Here is a 26689-nt window from a genome sequence, read left to right as displayed (position 1 = left end):
ATCCGCGACGACCTTGCTTCGTGATTTCTTCAGCTGGGGTGCGTACTGGTTTACGCCACGTCATGAACGAAGGTCATGCGCGTTATGAAAACTTATCGATTGTTGGCAGCCCGCACTAGCGCAGAGAATCAATTCAGTGAATGCGCTCGTGCACACACGGCGGGTTGAAGCATCACCTGCTGCCCGCTGACCCGGACACTGTCCAGGGCAGCGTTGGCCTCATTCTTCGGCAACGTTGCACGGGGTTCGAAACCCACCAGGAACGCGACGATCGATGAACCATCCCGAAACCTCTGTCCGTTTCGATGAAGCGGGAGCCACGATAACCGTGCGGCCTGCCATGCAGATTCCAACTTGTGGCGAGGCGCTCGTGACCCTGCTCGAGGGTTACGGCGTCGAGTACGTATTCGGCATTCCGGGCGTGCATACGGTCGAACTCTATCGTGGGCTTGCGGCCTCCTCGATCCAGCACGTGACGCCGCGCCACGAACAGGGCGCGGGCTTCATGGCCGACGGTTATGCGCGGGTCACGGGAAAGCCCGGCGTATGTTTCGTCATTACCGGCCCCGGCATGACCAACATCGCGACGGCGATGGGGCAGGCCTACGCAGACTCGATTCCGATGCTCGTGATTTCGAGCGTCAATGCGCGGCGCGAGTTAGGAAGCGGGGATGGGCGATTGCATGAGCTGCCGTCACAGCGCGACGTGTTCGCGGGTCTCGCCGCGTTCTCGCACACGTTGCTCGACGCGGCCGAGTTGCCCCGGGTGCTGGCCCGCGCGTTCGCCGTGTTCGAAAGCGCCCGCCCGCGGCCCGTGCATATCGAGATTCCGCTCGATGTGATCGTCGCGCCGGCTGACGGCATGAACATGGCGCCTGCCGTATTGCCCGCCAGACCCGCAGCGAGCGCGAACGCACTCGCCGTTGCAGTGGACCTGCTCGCCGACGCTCGACGGCCGCTGATTCTCGCGGGCGGCGGAGCGGTCCACGCGGCAGCCGAATTGCGTGAGCTCGCCGAGCGCCTGCAAGCGCCCGTCGCACTCACGATCAACGCGAAGGGCTTGTTGCCATGCGGTCATCCGCTGCTGATCGGCTCCACGCAATCGTTGCCGGAAACACGTGCCATGGTGTGCGACGCCGATGTGGTGCTCGCGGTGGGCACGGAACTGGGCGAGACGGATTACGACGTCGTCTTCGACCAGGGCTTTGTCATCAAGGGCCAGCTGATCCGCATCGATATCGACGCGCAACAGCTGATGCGCAACTTTCGCGCAGACCTGGCGATTACCGCCGATGCACAGCAGGCGATGAGCAGCCTCTCAGTGCGGCTGCATGAACGGCCAGCGCCTGTTCGCGAGCCCGACTGGGGTGCGGCGCGCGTCCAGAAGGTGCGGCTTGCCGTGTGGGCGTCATACGATGCGCCGACACGCTCGCAGAAACAGCTGATCGACACGATAGCCATTGCGTTGCCTGGTGTGATCATCGCCGGAGATTCGACGAGCCCCGTCTATGCCGGCAATTTCGTGTACGACGCGCCGGTTCCGCGCTGCTGGTTCAATTCATCGACGGGTTACGGCACGCTGGGCTATGGCCTGCCCGCCGCGATCGGCGCGAAGCTCGCAGCGCTCGAGCGGCCGGTGGTCTGCCTGATCGGCGACGGCGGCATCCAGTTCACGCTGCCAGAACTCGCGAGCGCCGTGGAAGCAAGGGTGCCCGTGATCGTGCTTCTGTGGAACAACCTCGGCTACGGCGAGATTCGCAAGTACATGGCGGCGCGCGACATTACGCCCGTCGGCGTCGACATCTACACGCCGGACTTCCTGAAGCTCGCCAAGGGCTTTGGATGTGAAGCGCGGCGTGTCAATACGCGCGAGTCGCTTGCCGCTGAGTTGCAGCGGGCTAACTCGCGCGACGTCCCGACCGTCATCGAAGTTGTCGAAGCCGACTGGTTCGCGCAGGTGCCGGCATGACGACGCAGCAATCCCCTCAAATAGACCGCGCGCTGCGCACACGGCTCTATCTCGACGGCATCTGACGCCATGCCGAAGACGGACGGCGCCTGCAGGTCGTCGTCCCCTCGACGGAAGAACCGGTCGCCGAAGTCGACGCTTGCCGAGCAAGCTGCCGTCAAGGCGTTCCGCGCCAGGAAGGCAACAGGGCGCTCAACGCGCTTCGCTGCTGCGCGCGAATTGCTGCGCACGATTTGCGCGAGGCGACGTGGGCGAGGCGACGTGGGCGAGGCGACGTGGGCAAGGCTTACGGGCGGGAGTCCTGAATGTCGTCACGGGAACGGGCGTCAGCGCAGGCGCGCTGCTTGCCGCGCATCCGCTCGTGGCCTGACCGCTTCGGGAACCGCTGAGGGAACCGCCTGAGGAATCGCGGGGAAACCCGAGGTCATGAGTTCACGTCATGGTCCGCATGCAGAGATTTCGATTGTTGGCGGATATTGACGCCCCTAAAGTTCATTCACCTTCCTGGCGGCCGATGCGCATGCCGGATGGCCCCACAGCGACGAGACGTACAGGAGACGACCATGCAGGACTTCAAGCGGAGCAGAAGGCAGGCAATCAAGACCATTGGTACAGCACTGGCCGCAACCGCGCTGCCAATGCCCTTCATCAGTACCGCTAAAGCCCAGCAGCGCAGCTTCGCGGGCAAGACGCTGCGGCTGCTCACGTGGTCCGACGATACGGGCGCGGCGGCATTGCGCAACATCGCCAACACGTTCAGCCAGAAGACCGGCGCGCAGGTCATTGCCGACCGCGCGGACGGCACCTCAGGCATGGTCGCAAAGGTGAAGGCGGCGGGTGCCCGTCCGACTTACGACGTGATCACACTTGCCGGCGTCGGCGCCGCAGGTCTTGGCGAAGCGGGGCTGCTGGCCAGGCCGGATCTCGACAAGCTGCCGAACCTCAAGGACGTCGCGCCGCAATACCGCACGGGCGCAAACGGCTTCGGCATTGGTTATCTGCTGTGGTCCGACGGCCTCATCTACAACACGTCGACTGTGAAGGCGGCACCCGCCTCATACGAAGCGCTGTGGGACCCGAAATATGCAGGGCGTCTGTTCCTGCCGCCGCCCGAGTGGGCCGAGGCAGTCGATCTCGCCATCATCGCCGCGAAGCTGGCGGGCGGCTCGCAGCAGAACATCGAGCCGGGGTTCAGGAAGCTGACGGAGTTAAAAGAGCGGGTGATGACACTCGGCGAAAATCCGAATCAGGTTGCAGACCTGTTCCGCACGGGTTCGCTCGATATCGGCGGCATCTATTCGCCGGCATTCTTCCCTGATCAGATCAGGAAGCCCGAGTACAAGATGGGCGTCACGTACGGCATGAAGGAAGGCTTCGCGACGCAGTTGATGTTTTCAGTGATTCCAAAGGCGCATCCGGGCGACATCGACCTGATTCACGCGTTCATCAACCACACGCTCGATGCCGGGGTGCAAGGCCGCATGGCTGCCGACGTATTGAACGGTCCGGTGAACTCGAAAGCGCTGATACCCGCCGAGAGCCGTCCATTCGTACCTTCGCCTCAGCAGATCGCCGAGAAGGCAGTATTGCACGACGACAAGGCGCTCGCGCTCGTGCAGGCGGCATGGATCAAGCGTTATACCGAGATCTTCTCGGCTTGACGGTCATGTCAGCGCTTTCTTCCCGCCGTGTGGGGACAGCGGCAGCCGCATCCGATGCTGCGCGATGCAACGATGCGCCGGCGTTGCCCCGCGTGCCGCCGCTGCTGCTGCTCGCGCCGATCCTGGTTTTCCTCGCCGTGCTCATCGCGGCATCGTTTGCGGTGCTGCGGATGAGCTTCGGGGTATCGGGCGACGAGTGGCATGCGCTCACGCTCCGGAACTACGCAGATCTCGTCGACGGGTACTTTCTTCACTCGCTGTGGCTGACGCTTCGACTCGCGTTCCAGAGCATGATCTGCGCCGTCCTGCTCGCGATTCCCGTGGCGCTCGCGATGGCGCGCACCGAGTCGAGGCTCGCGCGCCGGCTGCTGCTCGCGGGCGTGCTCTTGCCGCTGCTCGTGAACCTGCTGTTGCAGGGCTACGGCTGGCTCGTGATCCTCGGGCCGGCGGGCCTGCTCAATCATGCGCTGCTCGGCAGCGGTTTCATCCAGCGCCCGCTGCAGTGGCTCTACCGCGAGAACGGCGTGCTGCTCGGTCTGATCCAGACGGCGTTCCCGCTGGCGGTGCTGCCGATATCGAGTGCGATGCGCGCGGTGTCGCGCTCCTATGAAGAAGCGGCTGCGACGCTTGGCGCGACCCGTTGGCAAACGCTGCGCCACGTGATGTTGCCGCTCGCGATGCCGGGGCTCGTTTCGGGCGCGCTGCTGGTCTTCGCCTACAACGCGAGCGCATTTGCCGTGCCGCTGCTGCTGGGCGGCCGACGCGTGCCGATGCTTGCGGTCCTGGTTCACGACCAGGTGGCGCCGCTGCTCAACTGGCCTGCTGCCGCGTCATCCGGCGTCGTGCTGATGGTCGCGACGCTCACCGTGATGGCACTTTCGCAGCGGCTTGCGAGCGGCACGAAGCACAAGGAGGAGTCCCGCCCATGATTACCCTGCGCCCCCCGTCGGCCATGCCGGGCCGCCTGAGCCGCACGACGGGTCTGCTCGCGATGATCGTGCTGTTTCTCGCCGCGCTGCCGATCCTGACGATGATCACCATGTCGTTCGGCAATTCGGACACGCTCGAATTCCCGCCGCAGAGCTTCGGCTTGCACTGGTATCGCGCCGCGTGGCGCACGTTCGTGTCGCCGGACGCGAGCGACGCGCTATCGATGGGCACGGCGTTGACGACGAGCCTCATAGTCGCCGTAGCGACGATGGTGATCGCCACCGCCGTGTCGGCGCCTGCCGCCTATGCGCTGTCGCGCTACCGGTTCCGCGGCAAGGCCATCATCGAACAGCTCGTCGCGCTGCCGCTGGTGTATCCGCTCGTGATGCTCGGTCTGTCGCTGCTGCTGGTGTTCAACCTGCTTCCCGGGGAGCTCGGCATGCTTCGCCTCGTGGTCGCGCATGTGATTCTGGCGTTGCCGTTCACGGTGAAGAACTGCGCGGCATCGGTTGCCTCGATCGGTCCCGAGTTCGAGGAAGCAGCCTGCCTGATGGGCGCGAGCCCCTGGCGCGCGGTCATCGATGTGGTGTTGCCGTTGATGCGGCCGGGCATCCTCGCCGGCATGCTGTTCGCGTTCATCATCTCATTCAACGAATTCACGGTGACGTTCTTTCTTTACACCATCAATACGATGACGCTGCCCGTCTGGCTCTACAGCCGCACGGTGTCGTCACTCGACCCGACCGTGTTCTCGTTTGCCGTTTTCATCGTGCTGGTTGACTTCGCCTTGATCTGGCTGCTCGAAAGGCTGGTCGGCGATGAAGGCGTCGCACTGTAACTGTCGCCCCGGCATAACGGAGGCATTGGGATCTGCCATGACTCATCTCACACTTCAGTCCATCACCAAGCGCTTCAACGCCACGCACGCAGTCGACCACGTCGACCTGACCGTGCCGGACGGAAAGCTCGTCTGCTTCCTCGGACCGTCCGGCTGCGGCAAGACGACGTTGATGCGGATCATTGCCGGTCTCGAAACCCCCACGTCGGGCACGGTGACGTTCGCGGGCCGCGATCTGACGCACGTGCCCGCCAACCGCCGCGACTTCGGCATGGTGTTTCAGTCGCTGGCGCTGTTTCCGCACATGACCGTAGCGGAAAACGTGGCTTATCCGCTGCGTCTGCGCCGCGTCGACGGGAGCGCACGGGCGAGGCGTGTGGCCGATCTGCTCGAGCTGATCCAGCTGCCGCACATGGCGGATCGCAAGGTCACGCAACTGTCGGGCGGGCAGCGGCAGCGCGTCGCGATCGCACGGGCGATTGCCTCCTCGCCGAAGCTGCTGCTTCTCGACGAGCCGCTGTCCGCGCTCGACGCGAAGCTGCGCGAAGCGATGCAGGTCGAAATCCGCCTGCTGCAACAGCGCCTCGGCATCACGACGATCATGGTCACGCACGACCAGCGCGAGGCGATGACGATGGCCGACGAAATCGTCGTGATGGAAAAAGGCCGCATCGCGCAAGTCGGCAAGCCGCTCGATATCTACCGTGATCCTGTCAACGAGTTCGTCGCGGACTTCATCGGGCTCGGCAACATCCTTCCCGTCACCTTCCGCGGCGACATGATCGCGCTGCCCGGCGGCCAGTCGATCGCCGTGAACGCGGCGATGCGAACCCCCGATGCGCCGGGCGACATCCGGCTGCTGATCCGCCCCGAGGACGTGTGTATCAGGCACGCGACCGTGCCCCCCGGCCAGAACGCCTTGCCGGGCAAGGTGACCTTCGTGCGGGACGTCGGGGCATCGATCGAGGCCACGATCGACTGCGACGGCTTCACGCTCACGGCGGCCACCACGCCGCGCGAGACGCCCGACCTTCGGACGGGTATGCCCGTGTTCGCGGAATTGCCGGCCCATGCGTGCAAGCTCATTGCGGCGCGCACGGAACATTGAATTTCTTTTGTCCGGCCCGATTCCCGTCATCCGGCGAACGTCATGTCGATTTGACTTCGGTAGCAGTGCCAATCCACTCGGCGATTTCGCCGTGCTCGTCGAACACCGGGATCGCACGGGAGAACACCCGTCCAGGCGAGCCGTCGGCGCGAACGACGCGTTGCTCGAGCTCGAACACCGACTTGTTCCGTATCGCGCGGTCGATCCTCTCCATCACACTTTGCCGGTCGTCGGGATGGATATATTGATTGAGCCACGTATGGCTGGGCTCTGAGGTGTCGGGGATCAGCGCCTTGCCTTCGGGATGCCACATCACACGCCAGTCGGCGCTCATGCGGTAGACGACATCGAAGCTCCCGGCCAGATACGCGCGCAGTTACCGTTCGCTGCGGCGAAACGCCGTCTCTGCGAGCTTGCGGGTTTCCGCTTCGTTATGACGGGATATCACGATGGCCGCGGTACTCGTCAGCAATGCGGCGAGTTGCCGGTTGCGTCCCGTCATGTCGTGAGGCTGTGGATGATAGAGCGCAAGCGTGCCGATGAACGCCCCCGCCGAACTGTTGATGGGAAAGCTCCAGCAGCCGCGATAGCCGAAGCGCTCGGCGAGCCATCGCCAACGCGCCCAACGCGGATCGTCGCGCACGTCGACGGTGATGACGGCCTCGCCCGTATGCGTAGCCAGGCCGCACGCCAGCGATTCCGGTCCGATCGCGAAGCCGTCGACAGCCGCAGCATATTCGGCGTTCATGCCGACGATGTGATGCAGCACCTTGCCCGTCTCGTCGGCGAGGTAGAAGGCGGCACGCGTGCCTTCCCCCAGAGAAGCGGTAGCGACGCGCGCGAGGATGCCCAGAGAGGTCACGAGCGCTTCGCCGTTCACAGCTGCTTCCAGCGCCTCGCGCTGACCGATGATCCATTTGTTTTGCTCGCGCAGTTCGTCGTATAGCTGTTCCGCCCGGCTGCGTGCCTCGACGGCATCTTCCAGCACGTTGAGCGTCGCGCGCCGCGCGTCGCGAATGTCCGCATTCGCGCGCTGCAGGTCGCCAAAGCGTGCGTTGAGCTCCTCCGTCGCACGACGGCGCTCGTCGGCCAGGTTCGCATGCGCGTTCACCCGCGCTCGCAGTTCGCGCGCTGCGAACGGTTTGACGAGGTAGTCGCCGGCGCCCGCGTCGAGGCCTTCGACCCTCGACTCCTCTCCCGCGCGAGCCGACAGCAGGATGATCGGAATGTGGCGCGTGTGGGAATCGGCTCGTATCGCGCGCAGCAGTTCGAGCCCGTCCATGCCCGGCATCATGATGTCGACGAGCGCGAGACCGGGCGGATGCGCGCGACACGGGCGCCTGAGTGTCGGACGGTTACACGACCTGTGCCGATCGTATGGTTGCTGGACTCGTTCAATCCGCCTTGCTTGCCCGCGCCGTCGATTCCCTGATCATCAGCACGGGTTGCACGACGCCGGACTCCGTGTTTTCTTTCCCATCGAGCACATCGAGCAGATACTGCGCCGCGCGCCGGCCGATTTCCGCAGTGTCGACGCGCACCGTCGTGAGCGAAGGATGAATCTGCTGTGCGATGGCGACATCGTCGAAACCCGTTACCGATAGTTGCTGCGGCACCTTGATCCCCAGCTCCGCCGCTTCCAGAAGCACGCCAATCGCCAGTTGATCGTTGCCGCAAATAATCGCAGTCGGGCGCTCGTCCGCTCCCTGCCAGATTGCACGCAAGCTTTCGCGCCCGAATGCAATCGTCGCCGGCCCTTCATGCATATGTGACGGGCGCACCGCAATGCCATGCCGTGCCAACGCTTCCCGGATACCCGTCACACGCGCCTGAACGCGGTCGTTGTCACGCACGGGTTGAATGATGGCGGCAAACGTGCGATGTCCCAGGCCGATCAGGTGCTCGGCGATCTCGATATACGCCGCGCAATTGTCGAAGCCGATGCAGTGATGCGGACTGCCTTCGCGATACGCGTAGGTAATCGTGTATGGCACGCGCGCTTGTCTGAGCGCGTCGAAGAGTTCAGGCGGATGCGCTTCGCCGACGATCGCAATCACCTCGACGCCGCGCGCGAGCATCGCCCGCACCTGGGTCAATGCCTGCGCCGGATCGTAGTTCGAACAGCCGAGAAACAGCGTGATGCCACGGCTGGCGAATATCGCCTGCATGCCGGCGACTTGCGACGCGAACACCTGATCGTCGAGTGTCGGAATGATTGCGCCGGCGATGTGGGTGCGCGTCGATGCGAGCGCGCGGCCCGCCGCGTTCGGAATCCAGTTGAGTGTGGTCGCCGCCTGCAGCACGCGTTCGCGCACACTCGGAGAGACCTTGTCCGGCTCGTTGTAGACCCGCGATACCGTGGCTGTCGACACGCCCGCGAGCCGCGCCACATCGCCAAGCACGGCACGTCCGCTGTTGCGGCGCGTGCGCGCGGCGGGCATATCGGGTGTCGCGGGCTCGTGTGAACTGCTCATGGTCGTTATGTCTGTCCGATATGAAATGCTGCGGGCGGCTCGTGTCGCCGCCATCTTACAGGGCGACGCGCTCGCGCTTGCAACCGCCCGGCTGGGAGCGCGGTGGCTAATCGTCCTCGTGTCTCCGATGAACGGTCGAGGCAAGGAGACCGCGCGTTTACCCTCGACCCGCGTTATCTCGCTTGCAATTTTCGCGCAACTCGGTCGAAAATGTAAGCGCTAACATGGCGTGTCTGAGCTGTCCGTGATTTGTAATTAACGAGAAACGCATGTGATATTGGCATTGAACGCATCCGTTATCACTACGATCCAGACAAAATGTAAGCGCTAACATAAGGGGCGACCGAGCCTGCCAGCCAACGTCTCGCCCGCCAATTGAAAACTATCGCCTCCACCATGAGTTCATCAGCCGTTGCACCCCTGATCGTCGTTGTCGGAAGCGCCAATATGGATCTCGTGGTCCATGCGTCGCGTTTGCCTTTGCGAGGCGAGACGCTGCTCGGCGAGCGCTTCGAGACGGTCAACGGAGGTAAAGGCGCGAATCAGGCTGTCGCCGCGGCACGTGTCGGCGGGACCGTCGCGATGGTCGGCTGCGTCGGCGGCGATGCATTCGGGGCGTCGCTGCGTGACGCGTTGCACCGCGAGCGCATCGACGGTGCTCACGTGCATACGATCGCGAGCCAGCCGAGCGGTATCGCCTCGATTACGGTGGGCCGCGACGGCGCGAACAGCATCGTCGTTGCGCCGGGTGCGAATGCCTGCGTCAGCACCGCGCATGTCGATGCCGCTGCCGACCTGATCGCGCGCGCCGACATGCTGATCGGTCAGCTGGAAGTGCCGCTTGCGACCATCGCGCACGCAATCAACATTGCCGCGCGCAACGGCACGCCTGTCCTGCTCAACCCGGCGCCCGCCCAGCCCTTGCCCGACACGCTGTATCGACAGATCGACTATTTGCTGGTCAACGAAACGGAAGCCGCGCTGCTCACGGGCCTCCATGTGAGCGGTGTGCCGTGCGCCCGCTTCGCTGCCGATGCCTTGCTCGGCAAGGGCGTGCGCAACGTAATCGTCACACTGGGCGCACAAGGCGCGATCTGGGCCGGCGCGCAGGGCAGCGGCTATATGGCGGCGCCCGTCGTGCGCGTCGTCGATACGACGGCGGCGGGCGACACTTTTGCCGGTGGTTTTGCCGTCGTGCGCGCGAGCGGCGCATCGATGCAGCAGTCGATTGCTTTCGCTCAGCGCGCGGCCGCGGCAAGCGTGACGCGCGCCGGTGCGCAGCCGTCCATTCCGTTTCTTGCGGAACTGGAAGAAGACAGCATCAGCGAGGTTTGATGCAGGCCTCGACGCCCCGCATTGAAATGAGCCAGCCCGGCAGGCAGTGAATAACGACAGCATTCCTACAACAGACGGAGACAGCAAACGTGAACACAACCTCTGAACGCCCGAGCGCGCCGCCGCGCATCCGACGCGCGCAGACCATCGCGCTTACGCTGCTGATGGTGAGCGGTATCGTCAACTATCTGGACCGCGGCACGCTCGCGGTTGCGAACCAGTTGATCCGCGAAGACCTCGGTCTTTCGCTGGGGCAGATGGGACTGCTGCTGTCGGCGTTCTCGTGGAGCTATGCGCTGTGCCAGTTGCCCGTGGGCGGTCTCGTCGACCGGATCGGGCCGCGCCGCTTGCTGGGCGCGGGGCTCATCGTGTGGTCGTTCGCGCAGATCGCGGGCGGCCTCGTGTCGACGTTCGGCTTCTTCGTGCTTGCGCGTATCGTGCTGGGTATCGGCGAGGCGCCGCAGTTTCCGTCGGCGGCGCGTGTCGTGAGCAACTGGTTTCCGCTGAAGTCGCGCGGCACGCCGACGGGCATCTTCAACTCGGCATCGCCGCTCGGCAGCGCGCTCGCGCCGCTATGCCTGTCGGTGCTGATCGTCGCGTTCAACTGGCGCTGGGCGTTCGTCGTGACGGGCGCGCTCGGTCTCGTGGTCGCCGCCGTGTGGTTCGCGCTGTATCGCGATCCCAACGCGCAGGCGCTGAGCCGCGAAGAGCGCGATTATCTCGACGCAGGTGCCGAACGGGCGGACGGCCCCGCGCCCAAGCTCACGTTCGCGGAATGGCGCGCGTTGTTTTCTTACGGCACGACGTGGGGCATGCTGATCGGCTTCTTCGGTTCCGTGTACCTGAACTGGGTCTATCTGACGTGGCTGCCCGGCTATCTGACGATGGAGCGTCATATGAGCCTCGCGCGCACGGGCGTTGCCGCGTCGGTGCCGTTCCTGTGCGGCTTCGTCGGTGCGCTGCTCGCGGGCTGGTTCTCCGATCTGATCACGAAGCGCAGCAGTTCGCCCGTCGTGAGCCGCCGCAATGCCGTCGTGGTCGCGATGCTCGGCATGGTCGCGTTCACGATTCCCGCCGCGCTCGTGCAGAGCAATACGATCGCAATCGCGTGCATCTCCGTCGTGATCTTTCTGGCGAATGCGGCGTCCGCCGCATCGTGGGCACTGGCGACGGCGGCCGCGCCTCCCAGCCGGATCGCATCGCTGGGCGCGATGCAGAACTTCGGCGGATTCCTGGGCGGTGCGCTCGCGCCGATCGTGACAGGCTTCATCGCTCAGGCGACGTCGTTCGTTCCCGCGCTGCTGACGGCTGCGGGTATCGCGTTCGTCGGCGCGATGGCCTATCTGCTGCTGGTCAAGAAACCCATTCCCGAGCATGACACGTCGAGCGCGGCCGCCGGGCTGCCTGTGTGAGGACAATCCGGCGAGCCCGTCCGTGACGTGCAATCGGCTATTCAAGGAAAAGGCAAACACAATGAACGAGAAAGCGAAAACGAAAACGAATGGCCCGGTCGAGGGCATCGTGCCCGTGATGCTGACGCCGTTCCATGACGACGGAACGATCGACTACGCGGGTCTCGAAAGGCTGATCGAGTGGTATCTGGCGAAAGGCTCGGATGCGCTTTTCGCGGTCGCGCAGTCGAGCGAGATGCAGTTTCTGAGTCTCGCCGAGCGCGGCGCGCTGGCGCGCTTCGTCGTCGAGAAAGTGGCGGGGCGAGTGCCCGTCGTCGCATCCGGTCATATCAGCGACGATCTCGATGCGCAGGCCGAAGAGCTGTGCGTTGCGGCGGATTCGGGTGCGCAGGGCGTCGTGCTGGTGACGAATCACCTCGACCCGAAACGCGAAGGTTCGCAGACGTTTCTCGCGAGCTTGAACCGGCTCTTGTCGAAACTGCCGTCGGACATACCGCTGGGCTTGTATGAATGTCCCGCGCCGTATCGACGTCTGCTCACGGATGACGAACTGAAGGCCTGTATCGATACCGGCCGCTTCGTGATGCTCAAGGACGTGAGCTGCGATCTCGCGACCGTGAAGCGTCGCGTCGCGCTGGCGCAAGGCTCGCCGCTGAAAATTCTCAACGCGAACGCGGCGATCGCGTGGGATGCGATGAAAGCGGGCTCGGCCGGCTTCAACGGTGTGTTCACGAACTTCCACCCCGATCTGTATCAATGGCTGCGCAGCCGGAGCGCTGAAGATTCCGTGCTGGCCGAAGAACTGTCGACGTTCCTCGTCGTCGCGGCCGTGTCCGAAGTGCTCGGTTATCCGGCGCTCGCGAAGATGTACCACCAGCGTATCGGCACATTCGATTCGATCCGCTGCCGTGTGATCGACTATGACGTGCGGGAGCGGTTCTGGGCGCTCGATGCCGTGCTGGACAAGATCGTCGCGGGAACCGAGCGTTTCCGGGAGCGCATCGCGGCGCTCTGAGTCTTGCGCTGCGGCTTGAGTGCGATCGTCGGAGCAGTGGTCCAGACGATGGAGCCTCTGCCGTGATCACGATGCTTTGAGGAGAAGCACGATAGAGGCGAAGGACGTCGCGTCATTTACGTGACGCGTGTCGATTCCTGCGCTGTGCCGTGCAGCAGATACGCGTGCGCTGCTGCTGCATTCATCGGGCGAGCGAACCAGTAACCTTGCACTTCGTCACATCCGTTGCTGAGCAGGAATTCGAGTTGCACGGGTGTTTCGACGCCTTCGGCGACGACGCGCATACCGAGCGTGCGGCCCATCGCCAGCACGGCCTTGACGATGACTTCGTCCGCGTGCGAGCGTCCGATGCCGCGAACAAACGACATGTCCAGCTTGAGCCGATCCGCAAGGAAACTCCGGATATACCCGAGGCTCGAATAGCCCGTACCGAAGTCGTCGATTGCGATCGACAGGCCCATCTCTCGCAGCGCGCGCAAGGTCACCAGCGACCCGGGCGCCATCAGCACCCCTTCGGTGATCTCCAGTTCGATATTGCGTGCGCTGACAGCTGTGCGCTCCAGCGTAGCGGCGATCATGGCGGGCAGGTCGGAGCGTTCGAATTGCACGGGCGATACGTTCACGGAGACCACGATGTCGGGATGCTGGCTCGCCCATGCCTTCGTCTGGCGGCAGGCGTGCTCGAGCACCCACTGGCCGATCTGAACGATGAGACCCGTTTCCTCGGCGATGGGAACGAACACCGACGGACTGACGTCCCCGTGTTCCGGGTCCTGCCAGCGCACGAGCGCTTCGAAGCCGCTCGGCGTGCCCGTCGCGGGATTGACGCGCGGCTGGTAGGCGAGCGAGAAGGCGTCGGAGGCCACGGCGTGTCTCAGTGCCTGCGCCAGCGTTGCGCGCCGGTTGTCCTGTACGGCGATTTCATGGTTGAACAACAGAATGCTGTTCGGTCCCGCCGATTTTGCGCGGTACATCGCGGCGTCGGCGTACTTGAGCAGCGTATCGGGGTCTCTGGAGTGATCGGGGAAGACCGCGACGCCGACGCTTGCCTGAGGCACGATCAGCCGGTTTCCGACGGTGAGCCCGTGCGTCAGGGCCTCTTTCATCGCTGTTGCTGCAGCCATGAAGCTATCGACGTCGCCCCGTCCGTACAGCGCTGCGACGAACTCGTCGCCCGCATAGCGGACGACGAGTTCCTGGCGCGATACGGCTCCCGACAGACGCCGCGCCACTTCGCACAACACCTGATCGCCGGCCGTGTGTCCGAGCGTATCGTTGACTTCCTTGAAGTTGTCGAGGTCGAGAAAGACGAGGGCCAGCCTGTTGCCTTCGGAGACGGCGCGCTCGATCATGCCCGTGAGCGTCGCCTTCAAACCCAGCCGGTTCGGCAGACGCGTCAGCGCGTCCTCGTGTGCCTGCGTGCGCAGTTGTTCCTGATAGAGAACGCGTTCGGATACGTCGCTGAACACGGTCACGAAGTGCGTCGGACGATCCTGTCCGTCGAGAACGGGCGCGACATGCAAATCGATCCAGTAGACGGAACCGTCGCGCCTGCGGCATTGGAGCAGGCTCGCACCTTCGGATTCCGCGCGCATGGCCATGCGCATCGAGCGCGCATCGGGCGTGGAAATATCGCAGCCGATCAGGTTCCACAGTTCCGCGCCGATCGCCTCCTGCGCGGAACGTCCCGTGATGCGTTCGAAGGCCGCGTTGACATACGTGATCGTGCTGTTGCCGTCGATCTTGCCCGAGATGATCACGGCGTTCTTTGAAGCATCGAGCGCCCGGCTGCGGACGCGCAGGCTTTCCTTTGCCTGTTCGTGTGCGGTGACGTCATGGGCCGTGACGAAGCATGCTTCGTGTCCAGCAAAATCGAGCAGGTGATACGTGACGTCCACATAGAAGATCTCGCCATCGGCGCGGCGGTGCCGGCGAACGCCAGCCGCGCCGCCTCGAGTGCCCGACTCGAGATGCGCTTGAATATCGCGGCGAAATTCTTCGACGTCGGCGGCCGGACGGAGCTGATCGGCGGGCAGCGTGCGCAGTTGCTCCAGCGTGGCGCCGTATTGACGCTGGGCGGCCGCGTTGGCGGTCAGGATTTCATACGAGTGCACATCGAAAATCAGCATCGAGACAGGATGCTGTTCGAAGTATTCGCGAAAGCGCCGTTGCGCCTCGCCGGCCACGATTTGCGACCTGATCTTTGTGAGCGAGGCGCGCTGACGGGTGAATAGCGCGAACAGCAACAGCAGCGCGCCTGCCGCCGATGCGACGGCCAGCGAAATTCGTTGCCGGACCAGTTGCCCCTGCGCGCGAAACTGCATATCCGCGATCTGTTCGCGCTCCTCGCTCCTCAGGTCCGAGATGAGCGTCATGATGGAACTGAGCGTTTTGTTTGCGTGCTGGAGGAGCATCGGCTGGACGATGTCACCCGCATTGGCAAGCGCGAGATTGCGCGCGGCGGTATCGAGTTCCTGCGGCCATGCCGTGCTCAGCCGACGCAACTGGCGCAGCTTCTTCAGCGCGTCCGCGCCTCCCGCAAGGTCGTGCTCCAGCCGGTCGTACGTGCCCGCGACGGCGGCGGCGCGCCTGATCGGCCATCCTCGGGAACTGTATCCCGCTACGCCGACGCCCTCCAGGAAGTCGGTGTTCGCTGCGGCGTGAAGCGTGAGCAGGGTTTCGAGTTCCGAGGTCACTGCGAGTGCGCTACGAAGCCTCTGGTCATCCTCGCCTCGCGAAAAGCTTGCGCCGATCGTTGCGCTGACGGCGAGGCAAACGACGAGCGCGGCGGCCACCGCGATGGCCGCCGTCCTGGCGACATGCCGGCTCAGCGTCGGCGCCGCTTGAATATGAGTTCCTACTGCGTCCATTGGGATGGAAAGCTCTTATGTACATCGCATCTCACGCAAAGGCACTCCGGACAAGAAAGGCGGTCACGGAGAATCTGCGTCGGTGCTCAATGAGATCGGGGTGCCACGATGGGCCCGGATGCAGACAGGAGCGTTGCCATGAGACAGGAAGAGCAGGTCGGCGATCGAGCTTCGCACCTTGAATAACGGGCGTTCCAAATACACGTTTTATCGGTGTTTACGCTAATGGTGTGCGAAATGCGGTTGGCTGGCCGCCTGTCGCCGCGACCTCGGGTGCTTCGTGCTGCTCGAGAAGCTCGCTTTGCGGGCCTCATTCGTCAGATTAGAGCAAGAGGCACTCAATTCTGCGCACCTCAAGCATCGCCGGCTGTCTTGCGGGATACACGTTTGTAGAAACCGTTTCGCAGCTGACCTGCCGCGAAGGCGGTGAAAATCAGCAACAGATAGGCAATCAGGAGATCATGGCGCCAACCGTCCAGCGCGGCTCGATGTCGGACCAGAGTCGCATCGGGTGCAAGCGCGGTTAAACCGGCTGCGATAAGCGCACGCTTCATCTGAAAGAAACCCGCCGCTGACAACAGGGGCAAAATCACAAACACAGCAACCAGCACCGTTTTTGCGCGATATACGGGCGCATAGTTACGCAAACCAAGCCACAAGCCGAGGCAACCATGCACCCAGCCTGGCGCAAGCAGTGCGATCTGCAAGCCCTGCGTTCCACTGAGGAGCAGCGACACGATGACCCGCTCGTAGTTCGGTTCGAAGCCATAGAGCGAGGCAGCGAGCCGGGTGCCTACCGCATGGCGGATCAACAGCAGCGGCAGGCTCAGGCCAGCCCAGAGGCGGATCCATTCGCTCAGGGGCAGCGCCCAGTGACGACGGTTGTATAGGGTGCGTAACGCCAAGGTTAAATGTACGCCGACGGAACCGTAGAGCAGGACCGTGCCTGGCACGCTGTGCCACACCAGCATGGCCAGCGTGAGTCCGCGTTCTGCGAGATCCAGTGACCAGACTCCGAGCGCGTGATTGACCAGATGGAGGGAAATGTACGCCAGCAGCACGATGCCCGAACCTCGCTGCAGAGCATGTGGATTCAACCGCATCTCATTCCCCCTGACACCTGTTTCCTTCGATATCGCATCGTCACCGCTGAAGTGCAGCGTTCGAGCGGCGCGTCGGTCCGCCAGCTCCCGCTTTCAGGTCGACGTCAACGACGCCTTGGGTGGGCGAGGGCGGTGTCCCCGTTGTCGCGATCGCTTCGCGTGGCGTTTTCGCTTGCCGTCACAATGCGCAGCGCGTCGGCGAACCGCTCGAGCGCTGCGAGCGAACCGCATACGCTCTGGTATTCCTCGCGTCCAATCCTGCCGTCAAGGATCACCGCCATGCCTGATTCACGAGCGATTTCGAGGAGGTTCATCGCAAGCTCCAATTTCGTTGAGTCTTGCTCTGTATGACTGTCAACCGTGAGCCTCTATTCCAGGGACTGTCACTCCCGACTCAGGAAAAAGCCCGCTGCCATGAGCCGCCGCTCGCTAACGGAACCCTTGCATCGTTCGGTTGGCGAAGCGGTTGCTTGCTGCATGTCCGTGCGTTCGACGGACCACATTCAGTCAGGGGATCACAATCCGTCGCTTGCTGTCGTCTCACAACCGATGAGCGATTGGGCGGCTCAATCAACTGGCGACATGCCTGTTAGACGAATGAGGTTGCAGGAAACAATCCCCTGTCTAGCCGATGAAAATATCCATAGTTATGCTAATCAATAACAATAGAAAAGCTGGACGCTGGTGATGCGTTGCCTGATGTTGAGACTGACCTGTCGTTCGTGATTTTCTCGCCCTGCGTTGCGCAAATTGATAATGAAGGGCGATATCCGACGATTCGAATATACGATGCGGGGTTGACGATGGGCCGGCGCTGCTTGATATTGAACCAGCGCTTCGACTGCGTCGTCCAGGAAGCAATTACCTGTGTCCATCACATCCCGCACATTTTTCAGGTCTGACATATCACGTCCCCAAGGCGCAGGAGTTTAATAGTGAGCGATCAAGCCGCTCGTGGCCCGATTTTTTCTACAACCTGTGCGCGCTGCGGCGGCAGCGTGTCGGGGCTGGTTTCTTTTTGTCCCCACTGCGGATCGCCTGCACGGCTCGCATTCGGTGGTCGCGCGGCGAGTGGCCGGGGCTTAAAGAGGGGCGCGACGCTGATGTCGCTCGCGATCGTCATGCTCGTCGGAGGAACGTTACTTTTGCGGCGGTCTGACGATTCTCACATACGCGAACTACGCGCGAAATCAAGCACCGTGCAAGGGATCGTGAGGTCGAACGATACGAGTCTATCGAACCCGCCTGGGCGAAGTACGCCAATGACAGCCGATGTCGGGCCCGCGACTGTCGCTTCGTCAGCGATACCTGCTTCGACTGCTTTCAACGTAGCACCGCAACCGGCACAGTCGTCGTTCTCTGGTTCGCAGAATGGAGAATTACCATCGCAAAGTTCGACATCGAGTGACAGGGGATATGGAGACAAACCCCATAGGTTGATGTCACTTGCGCTTGCGCGAGCGCGCGACGGTCTCAACAGAAATGACTTGCATACAGCCCGATCAGGGGTTTATTGGGCGCTTTCGCTGCAGCCGGACAATCGCGATGCACTCTTGCTGAAGCAGGATCTGGTTTCGCGGGAAAGGGCTCGCGACGCGGCATTGAAGGCGGCACGCAGTTGTGTAGGACAGGAGCGTCGTCAGTGCGTCTGGGAAAGTGCCAGTAACGCGCTATCAATCGATTCGAGCAGCACGGAAGCTCAGACGCTCGTCAAACGCTCAAACACCGATTCCGCCGAGGTTAGGAAGCCGTCGGGATTCTGATGAAAGCTCGACGGTGCGCACCTTCGAGGACGGTTTCGGGCAGGCCCTTTCCGGCAAGAACCGGATCATCTATCAGGTCCGCGACGATACCGTGTTTATCTCGTAGTCGACGTGCTACGTGACTTGCCCTCCCTCCTTCAGGGAATCGTGCTTCGCCTGATGTAAGGGCCTGTTGTATGGCCGTGCGTCTTCGGTTCACGTCAGGAGCCACGCCACATCAGTTACGCGCAATCGCAATGGCTTGCAGTGCCCCGTGCTGGATGGCCCTGACAGCCTCCACCAGCTGTCGCCGGAAAACGTCATGGTTCGCCAGTGCAGGCGCGAACACCTCCTTGACTGACAGCATGGTTTCAACGAGTTGTTCCGGGTCGGTGGGGACATTGACCGTCAGGCGCGCAGCCATCGGATCGTTGATGTCATAGCGCGTTCCGTCGTCGGCGTGGCCGCGCAGGAACACGAGCCATGCGGCAACGGCCAGTGTCAGCCGTTGGATCGATTGTCCCGCGTTCAAACGCGCCTCGATCGTTGCGAGCAGCCGCGGCGGAATCTTCTGGCTGCCATCCATCGCTATCTGCGCAGTGCGATGCTTGAGCGCCGTGTTTGCATAGCGCGCGAGCAGCGCATCGCGATAGGCGAGCACATCGAATGACGGCGGGACGTCGAGCGTCGGCGCGATTTCGTCCGTCATCATCGCGTGGATCAGTGCTCTCAGAGGCGGATGGGCGATTGCTTCATCGATCGTCGAGAAGCCCGCGAGCATCGAGAGATAGGCGAGTGTCGAATGCGTCCCGTTGAGCATGCGCAGCTTCGCGAGCTCGAACGGCATTACGTCGTCGACGAGTTGCGCGCCGACTCGCTCCCACGCCGGGCGTCCTGCCGGAAAGCGGTCCTCGATCACCCATTGGCGAAACGGCTCGCAGGGCACGGGCGCGGCGTCGTGAACGTTCAATGCGCTGAGCGCGGCTTCGCGTTCCGCATCGGTGGTGGAGGGCACGATGCGGTCCACCATCGTCGACGGAAACGCGACCTGTGAATCGATCCAGTCGGCAAGTTTCGCGTCTAGTACGCGAGCATAGGACACGACCGCTTGCTTCAACGCGGCACCGTTGTGCGAGAGGTTGTCGCATGACAGCACCGTAAAAGGCGGCGTGCCGGCGTCGCGTCTCTGCCTGAGCGCGGCGGCGAGGATGCCGGGTACAGTCGACGGATTGTCCGGATGCGCCAGATCATGCGCGATTCCTTCGTGGCTCAGGTCGACGTCGCCCGTTCGCGTGTCGCGGCAATAGCCTTTCTCGGTGACCGTCAGCGAGACGATCCGCACGTTTGCATCGGCGAGCAGCTCGAACAGACGTGCGTGATCGTGCGGCATGGCGAGCACTTCCCTGAGCGCACGGATCACCGTGACACGCACGCCTTCGGGCCCTCGCTCGACGACGCTATACAAGCTGTCCTGTGCCATCAACGCGTCGCGTTTGCCCACGTCGCCCTGCAAAGTCACGCCGCAGATGCCCCAGTCGCCACCGGCCGCGAGCATCGCTTCCTCCGTATAAACGGCCTCGTGCGCGCGATGAAAGTTACCAATCCCCAAATGAACGATGCCGATGCGCGGATCGCGCCATGCGGGCCCAAGCACGTGGTCGTTCAATGAACTGAGTGCACTGCGGGAAAGCGATGGTCTGACGGTCATGTTCTGGTCCGAAGCGCGGGAAAACCCGTTGTTGACGATTAAATATACTTGTATGGTAGCATCAGTTTCATCGAATGCGACTCAAGGAAATCCCCATGAAAATCGTCCGCGCCGACGTGATCGTCACGTGTCCCGGCCGCAATTTCGTCACGCTCAAGGTGGTGACGGACGAGGGTGTGCATGGCATTGGCGATGCCACGTTGAATGGCCGCGAACTCGCGGTGGCGTCGTACCTGAAGGACCATGTCTGCCCATTGCTGATTGGGCGCGATCCGGGGCGCATCGAAGATATCTGGCAATTTCTCTACAAGGGCGCGTACTGGCGCCGGGGCCCGGTAACGATGACCGCAATCGCTGCCGTCGACATGGCGTTGTGGGACATCCTGGGCAAGGTGGCGAATCTTCCCCTGTACCGCCTGCTGGGCGGTGCGTCGCGTGAAGGCGTGATGGTCTACGGTCACGCGACGGGACGTGACATTCCCGAAGCGCTCGACCGCTACGAGGAGCACATCGAAGCCGGCTACAAGGCGATCCGCATCCAGTGCGGCGTGCCGAACATGCGGTCGGTCTATGGCGTGTCGAAGGGCTCCGGCATGTACGAGCCCGCGACTAAAGGGGCTGTCGAGGAGCAAAGCTGGTCGTCGGAAAAGTATCTCGACTTCGTGCCCAAGCTTTTCGAAGCCGTGCGCGACAAGTTCGGTTTCGATACCCACCTGCTGCACGACGTGCATCACCGTCTCACGCCAATTGAGGCCGCGCGTCTCGGTAAATCCGTCGAGCCTTACCGGCTCTTCTGGATGGAAGACCCGACACCTGCAGAGAATCAGGCAGGCTTCCGTCTGATCCGGGAACACACGGTCACACCGATTGCCGTCGGTGAAGTGTTCAACAGCATCTGGGACTGCAAGCAGCTGATCGAAGAGCAGTTGATCGACTACATCCGCACGACGTTGACGCACGCGGGCGGCATCACGCACCTGAAGCGCATCGCCGATTTTGCTTCGCTGTATCAGGTTCGCACGGGCTGTCACGGCCCATCGGATCTGTCGCCTGTGTGCATGGGCGCGGCGCTGCATTTCGACCTGTGGGTGCCCAACTTCGGCGTGCAGGAATACATGGGTTTCCCGAAGGAAGCGCTCGACGTGTTCCCGCATGCATGGACTTTCGATCGCGGCATGATGCATCCGGGCGAAGCGCCGGGCCACGGCGTCGATATCGACGAGGAAGCCGCTGCGCGTTATCCGTACGACCCGGCGTACCTGCCCGTTGCGCGGCTCGAAGACGGCACGCTGTGGAACTGGTAAGACCTCGTCGATAGATAGAACGATAGCCAGGAGACAGGCATGGCAGACAAAAGAACCCGTGCGATGTTGCGGCGTGTGGCCGCTGCATCGACGATCGGCACAGCCGCCGAGTACTACGACTTCTTTGTGTACGGCACGGCCGCGGTGCTCGTGTTCGGCGCGAAGTTCTTCCCGTCGAGCGATCCGCTGATCGGCACGCTCGCAGCATTCGCAACCTATGCCGTAGGCTTCGTGGCGCGGCCGCTCGGCGGCATCGTATTCGGGCATTTCGGCGATCGCATCGGACGCAAGAAGGCGCTGATCGTCACGATCCTGATCGTCGGGCTGGGGACGTTCGCGATCGGCCTGTTGCCCGACTATTCGCAGATCGGCATCTGGGCGCCGGCCTCGCTGATCCTGATTCGCGTGCTGCAGGGTTTCGGCGTCGGCGGCGAACAGGCGGGCGCGGTGCTGCTGACGGCCGAGTACGCGCCGCCTCGCGAACGCGGCATCTTTGCGAGCCTCGTGCAGCTCGGCGCGCCAGCGGGCTTTCTGATTCCGTCCGGTCTCTTTGCATTGCTGAGTGCGACGCTCACACATGCGCAACTGATGGACTGGGGCTGGCGCCTGCCGTTTCTGGGCAGCATCGTGCTGGTCGTGGTGGGCCTGTATATCCGGCTGCGAACGGAGGAATCGCCGATATTCGCCAGCATCCGCGAGACCAAGGCAGTCGAGTCGCGGCCCGTCGTCGAGGTCGTCAAACAGTTTGGGCCGACTATCGTCAAAGGCGTCGGCGCAAAGCTGATCGAGGCGTGCACCTTCGCGATGTACACGATGATCGTGCTCGCCTACGGACGTGCGCACGACATCAGCGAAAGCCTGCTGCTTCAGACGATCATCGTTGCCGTCGTACTTGAACTGCTCGCGATTCCGATGGCGGGCGCGCTATCGGACCGCATCGGCAGGCGCACGACATTCATCGCAGGTGCGGTGCTGCAAGTGCTCGTCGTCGTACCGCTGTTTCATGCCGTCGACAGCGGCAGCCGCCTTGCCATTCAGGCGGCGATGATTCTCGCGATCTCGGTCGGTCACAGCCTGTGCTACGCGCCTCAGGCCTCGCTTTTCCCCGAGCTGTTTCCAGCGCGTGTTCGATGCAGCGGCATTGCGCTCATCTGGCAGATCGGATCGCTGATCGGCAGCGGTGTGCTGGGGCTCGTCGCGGTCAAGCTGATTCAGGCGACGCATGGCAATTCGATCGGGCTCGTCATCTATGTGGCGCTGCTCGGCATCATCTCGGCCGTCTGCGTTTTCCATCTGCCCGAAACCGCGCCTGCGCGACGCGGCGGCGATCTGCACGACTGGGGCGCGCCGCAACGCGAAGCGGCCCAGCACGAAACCCACGCGGCGGCCGCATTCGCTGCGCGCCACTGAGCGCGCCACTGAGCGCACCGATACAGCAACACCTCGATACAGGACCATGACCATGTTTGCAGCCGTTCTTCACGAGCCGAAGAAACTCCTCATCGACGAACTCGATGCGCCTCAACCGCAGGCCGGTCAGGTCCAGATTCGCGTGCGTGCCGGCGGGATTTGCGGCTCGGATCTCTCGTACTACTTCAAGGGCAAGAGCGGCGATTTCCCGGTGCGCGAGCCGTTCGTGCTGGGCCATGAAGTCGCGGGAGAGGTTGCAGCGCTCGGCGAAGGCGTGAGCGGTCTCGCGGTCGGGCAACGTGTCGCCGTGAACCCCGGACTCAACTGCGGCACCTGCCGATACTGCATCAAGGGCATGCCGAATCATTGCCTGAACATGCGCTTCATGGGCAGCGCATCGACGTTTCCGCATATGCAGGGCATGTTCCGCCAGTTCATCGCGGTGAGCGCGCATCAATGCATGCCCGTGCCCGACGGGCTCGACTTCGCGCAGGCCTCGATGGCCGAACCGCTTGCGGTGGCGCTGCATGCGCTGCGGCTCGCCGGATCGCTCGTTGGAGCGAAGGTGCTGCTGGTGGGTTGTGGACCGATCGGCTGCATCCTGCTTGCAGTGGCAAAACGTGCGGGCGCGCACCGCATCGTTGCTCTCGATCTCGCGGAGAAAGCGTTGCAGATGGCGACGACTCTCGGCGCCGACGAAACCGTGCTCGCCACCGATCACGCACGCATTGATCAATGGGCGCAGCAGCGCGGCACCTTCGATGTGGTGCTGGAAGCGTCGGGCAGTACGGCGGGTCTCGATACAGCGTTACGCGCCGCACGCGCGGGCGGCACGGTCATTCAGGTCGGCAATCTGCCGGCGGGGCAATCGCCCGTTGCAGCGAATCTCGTGATGTCGAAAGAGCTTCGCTATCAGGGTTCGTTCCGCTTCACCGACGAATACGCCGTCGCCGCCGAAGAACTCGGCTCGCACAAGATCGATCTGCGTCCGCTGATGACGCACGCGTTCCCGCTCGAAGACGTCAACCGCGCTTTTGAAATCGCGCATGACCGCACCCAATCGATGAAGGTCCATTTGCACTTCGACTAACCTTTCCACCTGAAGCGCCCGGATCCACAAAGAGGCGGAGCACTGGAGACACACATCATGATCAAGAGCCAGCGATGGTTCGTCGTCGGCCTGCTGTTTCTCGCGAGCGTCATCAACTACCTCGACCGCGCGGCGCTCTCGATTGCCGCGCCGCTGATCCAGAAAGACCTGAACTTCTCGCATGCGCAGATGGGCATCGTGTTCAGCAGTTTCTTCGTCGGCTATGCGCTGTTCAATTTTATCGGCGGTGTGGCTTCCGATAAATTCGGCGCGAAGAAAGTGTTCGGCAGCGCGATGGGCATCTGGTCCATCTTCTGCGGCGCGACGGCGCTCGCGAGCGGGATCGTTTCCCTGATCGTGCTGCGCGTGTTGTTCGGCATGGGCGAAGGGCCGTTCAGTTCGTCGAACAGCAAGATGGTGAACAACTGGTTTCCGCGCCGCGAAGTGGCAAGCGCGATCGGCGTCATCAGCTCGGGCACGCCGCTCGGCGGCGCGCTAGCGGGGCCCGTCGTCGGCTATATGGCGATCCAGTTCGGCTGGCGCTGGGCGTTCGTCGCGATCATGGTGTTCGGCCTTGCGTGGCTCGTGCTCTGGTCGATGACCACGACCGAGCATCCGCAGCAGAACAGGCGTGTGAAGCCGGCGGAACTCGATCTGATTGTCTCGGGCCAGCAGCAGGCTTCATCGATGGAACACGCGCCTGACGGCAAGAAAACGGGGCTCGGCTTCTATCTGAAGCAGCCCATTATTCTGGCGACCGCGCTCGCGTTCTTCTCGTACAACTACGTGCTGTTCTTTTTCCTGTCGTGGTTTCCAACCTATCTGACGGAAGCCCATCATATGTCGCTGCACGACATGAGCATCGCGACGGTGATCCCGTGGGTGCTTGGCAGCATCGGGCTCGCGGCGGGCGGCTTCATCACTGACTTCATTCTGCGTCTGACCGGCAAGCCGTTGTTGTCGCGCCGGATCGTGCTATCGGTTTGTCTCGGCGCTGCGGCCGTGTGCGTCGCGTTCGCCGGACGCGTGCAGAGCATGCAGGGTGCGGTGGCGCTGATGTCGGTGTCGATCTTCTTCCTGTATGTCACGGGTTCCGTGTATTGGGCGGTGATTCAGGACACAGTTCGCCGCGAAAATGTGGGCGGCGTCGGCGGTTTCGTGCACCTGCTCGCCAATCTCGCGGGCGTGATCGGACCGGCCGTGACCGGCTTCATGGTTCAGGCGACACATGGCACCTATGGCAGCGCGTTTGTGCTGGCGGGGGCGATCGCCGTGATCGGCGCGCTGTGCGCGCTCGTTTTCATCCGCGAGCCCAGATCGCAAAAAGAGCCGGTAGAGCGTAAACTAGTATGGTAGTTTCACGCTATTAGTCTTCGATTACCGGTATGGACACGAAAATTGCAAGCTCGAAGGCCGCGTCCCGGCGCGAGAAAGGACCCGCCGCGCTGACCGTTGCGCAGCCTGCCGCGAGCCGCGCACGCGCGGTGTCTGGCGAGCAGAAGACGCCGCTACGCGGGGCGTTGAAGGGTTTGTCCGTCGATTCGCACGAGCCGATCGGCAAGCAGATTTTCCGTTCGTTGCGCGAGGCGATTTTTACCGGCCTGCTCGCGCCCGGCACTCCGCTTTCGGAGAAAGATGTGTCGGAGATGTTTCAGGTGTCCCGGCAGCCCGTCCGCGAAGCCTTCATCAAGCTCGTCGAAGCCGGCGTGCTGCAGGTGTTGCCGCAGCGCGGCACTTTTGTGAAACGGATTTCGCCGCGCAAGGTGCGGGAAGGGCGCTTCATTCGCGAGGCGATCGAGGCTGCCGTCGTGCGCAAGGCCGCCGAAGCCATCACCGATGCGCAACTCGCTGACCTCGCCGCGAATCTGCGCGAGCAGAAGGCTGCGGCGAAGCTCAACGATACGGCCGCGTTTCTCGCCTGCGACGAGCAGTTTCACTTCCTGATCGCGCAGTCCATCGATTGCGTGGCGGCGTGGGAGACGATTCAGGACATCAAGGCGCAGATGGACCGGGTGCGCTATCTGAGCCTGCATGAAGTGTCGCCGCTCGATCTGCTAATCAAGCAACATGCACTCATCGTAAGCGGGCTGAAGGCGCACGATCCCGATGCAGCGGAGAGCGCGATGCGCGCGCATCTGCGGGAGATACTGGTGTCGCTCGGTCCCGTGGCGCAACTGAATCCGGACTGGTTTGAAGCAGACGAGCCGGAGGCGGTGAAGCTGATGCTTTAGTGGTTTTTCCAGCTACTGCGTCGTGAGACCTGCGCTTGTCTATGGAGCTACAGGCGCGTCGGCGGCTTTCTTCCGGATGCTCGCAAGCCTGCCGATCCACGCTCTGCCTGCGGGTGGTCATCAGCGCATGCGGCCGGTCCATGTAGAGGAACTGGCCGAAGTCGTTGAGCGCCTGCTGGATGGCGGTGCTGGCGACCCGCGTGTGGTCGATGTGGTGGATGGCGAAGAGGTCGAGTATCGGAAGATGCTGGCGATCTATCGTAGATCGCTCGGTTTGGGTTCCTTCTTGCAGGTTCGTATGCCGGGTCGGCTGATTGGAATCGGGGCGGCGTTGCTCGACGGTGTGCCCGGGTCGATGCTGACCCGCGATACCTGTCGAATGCTGCAGGCTGGCAGCACCGGAGATGACGCCGCGACGGCAGCTTTGCTCGAACGGCCACCCCGCAGCCTTCGCGTGTTCATCGACCGGGACGCGACAGCGTTGCGCCA

The 26689-nt window shown here is 63.0% G+C and carries 21 protein-coding genes and 1 pseudogene; 14 read left to right on the top strand and 8 right to left on the bottom strand.

Features of this window, described 5'->3' with window-relative positions:
- Positions 1 to 274 precede the first annotated feature (274 nt).
- The 5 genes from FRZ40_RS36520 (at position 275) to FRZ40_RS36500 (ending at position 6506) form a co-directional block, all read left to right on the top strand.
- Positions 275 to 1969, top strand: a complete 1695-nt coding sequence (locus FRZ40_RS36520; RefSeq protein WP_205019833.1) for a 5-guanidino-2-oxopentanoate decarboxylase — start codon at positions 275 to 277, stop codon at positions 1967 to 1969.
- A gap of 563 nt (positions 1970 to 2532) precedes the next feature.
- The gene (locus FRZ40_RS36515; RefSeq protein WP_028364100.1) at positions 2533 to 3630 is read left to right on the top strand and encodes an ABC transporter substrate-binding protein; all 1098 of its coding nucleotides are present in this window, start codon (positions 2533 to 2535) and stop codon (positions 3628 to 3630) included.
- A 5-nt stretch (positions 3631 to 3635) separates the two neighbouring features.
- Positions 3636 to 4559, top strand: coding sequence for an ABC transporter permease (locus FRZ40_RS36510; protein WP_028364099.1), 924 nt, complete (start codon positions 3636 to 3638; stop codon positions 4557 to 4559).
- Positions 4556 to 5398, top strand: a complete 843-nt coding sequence (locus FRZ40_RS36505) for an ABC transporter permease (RefSeq protein WP_147237427.1) — start codon at positions 4556 to 4558, stop codon at positions 5396 to 5398. The genes FRZ40_RS36510 and FRZ40_RS36505 overlap by 4 nt, the downstream gene beginning before the upstream one ends.
- Positions 5399 to 5435: 37 nt before the next feature.
- Positions 5436 to 6506: an ABC transporter ATP-binding protein gene (locus FRZ40_RS36500; RefSeq protein ID WP_147237426.1), complete on the top strand. Its 1071-nt coding sequence runs from the start codon at positions 5436 to 5438 to the stop codon at positions 6504 to 6506.
- A 40-nt stretch (positions 6507 to 6546) separates the two neighbouring features.
- On the opposite strand, the gene FRZ40_RS36495 is transcribed toward FRZ40_RS36500, so the two are convergent.
- Genes FRZ40_RS36495 through FRZ40_RS36485 form a run of 3 tightly spaced genes read right to left on the bottom strand, consistent with a single transcriptional unit; the run spans position 6547 to position 8980 of the window.
- Entirely contained in the window at positions 6547 to 6840 is a 294-nt protein-coding gene (locus tag FRZ40_RS36495; protein WP_147237425.1) for a PAS domain-containing protein, read from the bottom strand.
- A gap of 42 nt (positions 6841 to 6882) precedes the next feature.
- Positions 6883 to 7905, bottom strand: a complete 1023-nt coding sequence (locus FRZ40_RS46080; RefSeq protein ID WP_338048207.1) for a response regulator — start codon at positions 7903 to 7905, stop codon at positions 6883 to 6885.
- Positions 7901 to 8980 (bottom strand): LacI family DNA-binding transcriptional regulator, encoded by a 1080-nt coding sequence (locus tag FRZ40_RS36485; RefSeq protein WP_193567062.1) that lies wholly within the window; start codon positions 8978 to 8980, stop codon positions 7901 to 7903. The genes FRZ40_RS46080 and FRZ40_RS36485 overlap by 5 nt, the downstream gene beginning before the upstream one ends.
- Positions 8981 to 9376: 396 nt before the next feature.
- Here FRZ40_RS36485 and rbsK point away from each other — a divergent pair, with 396 nt between their 5' ends.
- The 3 genes from rbsK (at position 9377) to FRZ40_RS36470 (ending at position 12742) form a co-directional block, all read left to right on the top strand.
- A complete protein-coding gene (gene rbsK, locus FRZ40_RS36480) occupies positions 9377 to 10315 on the top strand; it encodes a ribokinase (RefSeq protein WP_147237424.1) in 939 nt (312 codons plus the stop codon).
- An 89-nt stretch (positions 10316 to 10404) separates the two neighbouring features.
- On the top strand, positions 10405 to 11727 hold the full coding sequence (locus tag FRZ40_RS36475) for an MFS transporter (protein WP_147237423.1): 1323 nt from the start codon (positions 10405 to 10407) through the stop codon (positions 11725 to 11727).
- A 61-nt stretch (positions 11728 to 11788) separates the two neighbouring features.
- Entirely contained in the window at positions 11789 to 12742 is a 954-nt protein-coding gene (locus tag FRZ40_RS36470) for a dihydrodipicolinate synthase family protein (protein ID WP_147237422.1), read from the top strand.
- A 116-nt stretch (positions 12743 to 12858) separates the two neighbouring features.
- Here the strand turns inward: FRZ40_RS36470 and FRZ40_RS36465 are convergent, their stop codons facing one another.
- The 5 genes from FRZ40_RS36465 to FRZ40_RS36440 form a co-directional block, all read right to left on the bottom strand.
- Positions 12859 to 15612: a putative bifunctional diguanylate cyclase/phosphodiesterase gene (locus tag FRZ40_RS36465; RefSeq protein ID WP_147237421.1), complete on the bottom strand. Its 2754-nt coding sequence runs from the start codon at positions 15610 to 15612 to the stop codon at positions 12859 to 12861.
- 353 nt (positions 15613 to 15965) lie between these two features.
- Positions 15966 to 16709, bottom strand: coding sequence for a hypothetical protein (locus tag FRZ40_RS36460; protein ID WP_338048193.1), 744 nt, complete (start codon positions 16707 to 16709; stop codon positions 15966 to 15968).
- Between the two features lie 110 nt (positions 16710 to 16819).
- On the bottom strand, positions 16820 to 17029 hold the full coding sequence (locus FRZ40_RS36455; protein ID WP_035540961.1) for a hypothetical protein: 210 nt from the start codon (positions 17027 to 17029) through the stop codon (positions 16820 to 16822).
- 342 nt (positions 17030 to 17371) lie between these two features.
- Positions 17372 to 17620 carry a hypothetical protein gene (locus tag FRZ40_RS36450; RefSeq protein WP_147237420.1) on the bottom strand — a complete coding sequence of 83 codons (249 nt, stop codon included), beginning with the start codon at positions 17618 to 17620 and terminating at the stop codon, positions 17372 to 17374.
- A gap of 1075 nt (positions 17621 to 18695) precedes the next feature.
- A complete protein-coding gene (locus FRZ40_RS36440; protein ID WP_147237419.1) occupies positions 18696 to 20165 on the bottom strand; it encodes a mannitol dehydrogenase family protein in 1470 nt (489 codons plus the stop codon).
- Between the two features lie 95 nt (positions 20166 to 20260).
- Here FRZ40_RS36440 and manD point away from each other — a divergent pair, with 95 nt between their 5' ends.
- From manD to FRZ40_RS44215, 6 genes and pseudogenes are all read left to right on the top strand, one after another.
- Positions 20261 to 21469, top strand: coding sequence for a D-mannonate dehydratase ManD (manD, locus tag FRZ40_RS36435; protein WP_147237418.1), 1209 nt, complete (start codon positions 20261 to 20263; stop codon positions 21467 to 21469).
- Between the two features lie 39 nt (positions 21470 to 21508).
- The gene (locus FRZ40_RS36430; RefSeq protein WP_147237417.1) at positions 21509 to 22879 is read left to right on the top strand and encodes an MFS transporter; all 1371 of its coding nucleotides are present in this window, start codon (positions 21509 to 21511) and stop codon (positions 22877 to 22879) included.
- A 52-nt stretch (positions 22880 to 22931) separates the two neighbouring features.
- Positions 22932 to 23969, top strand: a complete 1038-nt coding sequence (locus FRZ40_RS36425) for an L-idonate 5-dehydrogenase (protein WP_147237416.1) — start codon at positions 22932 to 22934, stop codon at positions 23967 to 23969.
- 57 nt (positions 23970 to 24026) lie between these two features.
- A complete protein-coding gene (locus FRZ40_RS36420; RefSeq protein WP_147237415.1) occupies positions 24027 to 25325 on the top strand; it encodes an MFS transporter in 1299 nt (432 codons plus the stop codon).
- Positions 25326 to 25354: 29 nt separating this feature from the next.
- Entirely contained in the window at positions 25355 to 26200 is an 846-nt protein-coding gene (locus tag FRZ40_RS36415; RefSeq protein ID WP_147237414.1) for a GntR family transcriptional regulator, read from the top strand.
- Positions 26201 to 26219: 19 nt separating this feature from the next.
- A pseudogene (locus FRZ40_RS44215) lies at positions 26220 to 26687 on the top strand (Rossmann-fold NAD(P)-binding domain-containing protein); the annotation flags it as partial.
- Between the last annotated feature and the right edge of the window lie 2 nt (positions 26688 to 26689).

Origin of the sequence: Paraburkholderia azotifigens (assembly GCF_007995085.1) — a bacterium.
GTDB classification, from domain to species: Bacteria; Pseudomonadota; Gammaproteobacteria; order Burkholderiales; family Burkholderiaceae; genus Paraburkholderia; species Paraburkholderia azotifigens.
The sequence above is the reverse complement of the archived record's forward strand: the minus strand, read 5'-3'. Positions and strand labels throughout refer to the sequence as shown.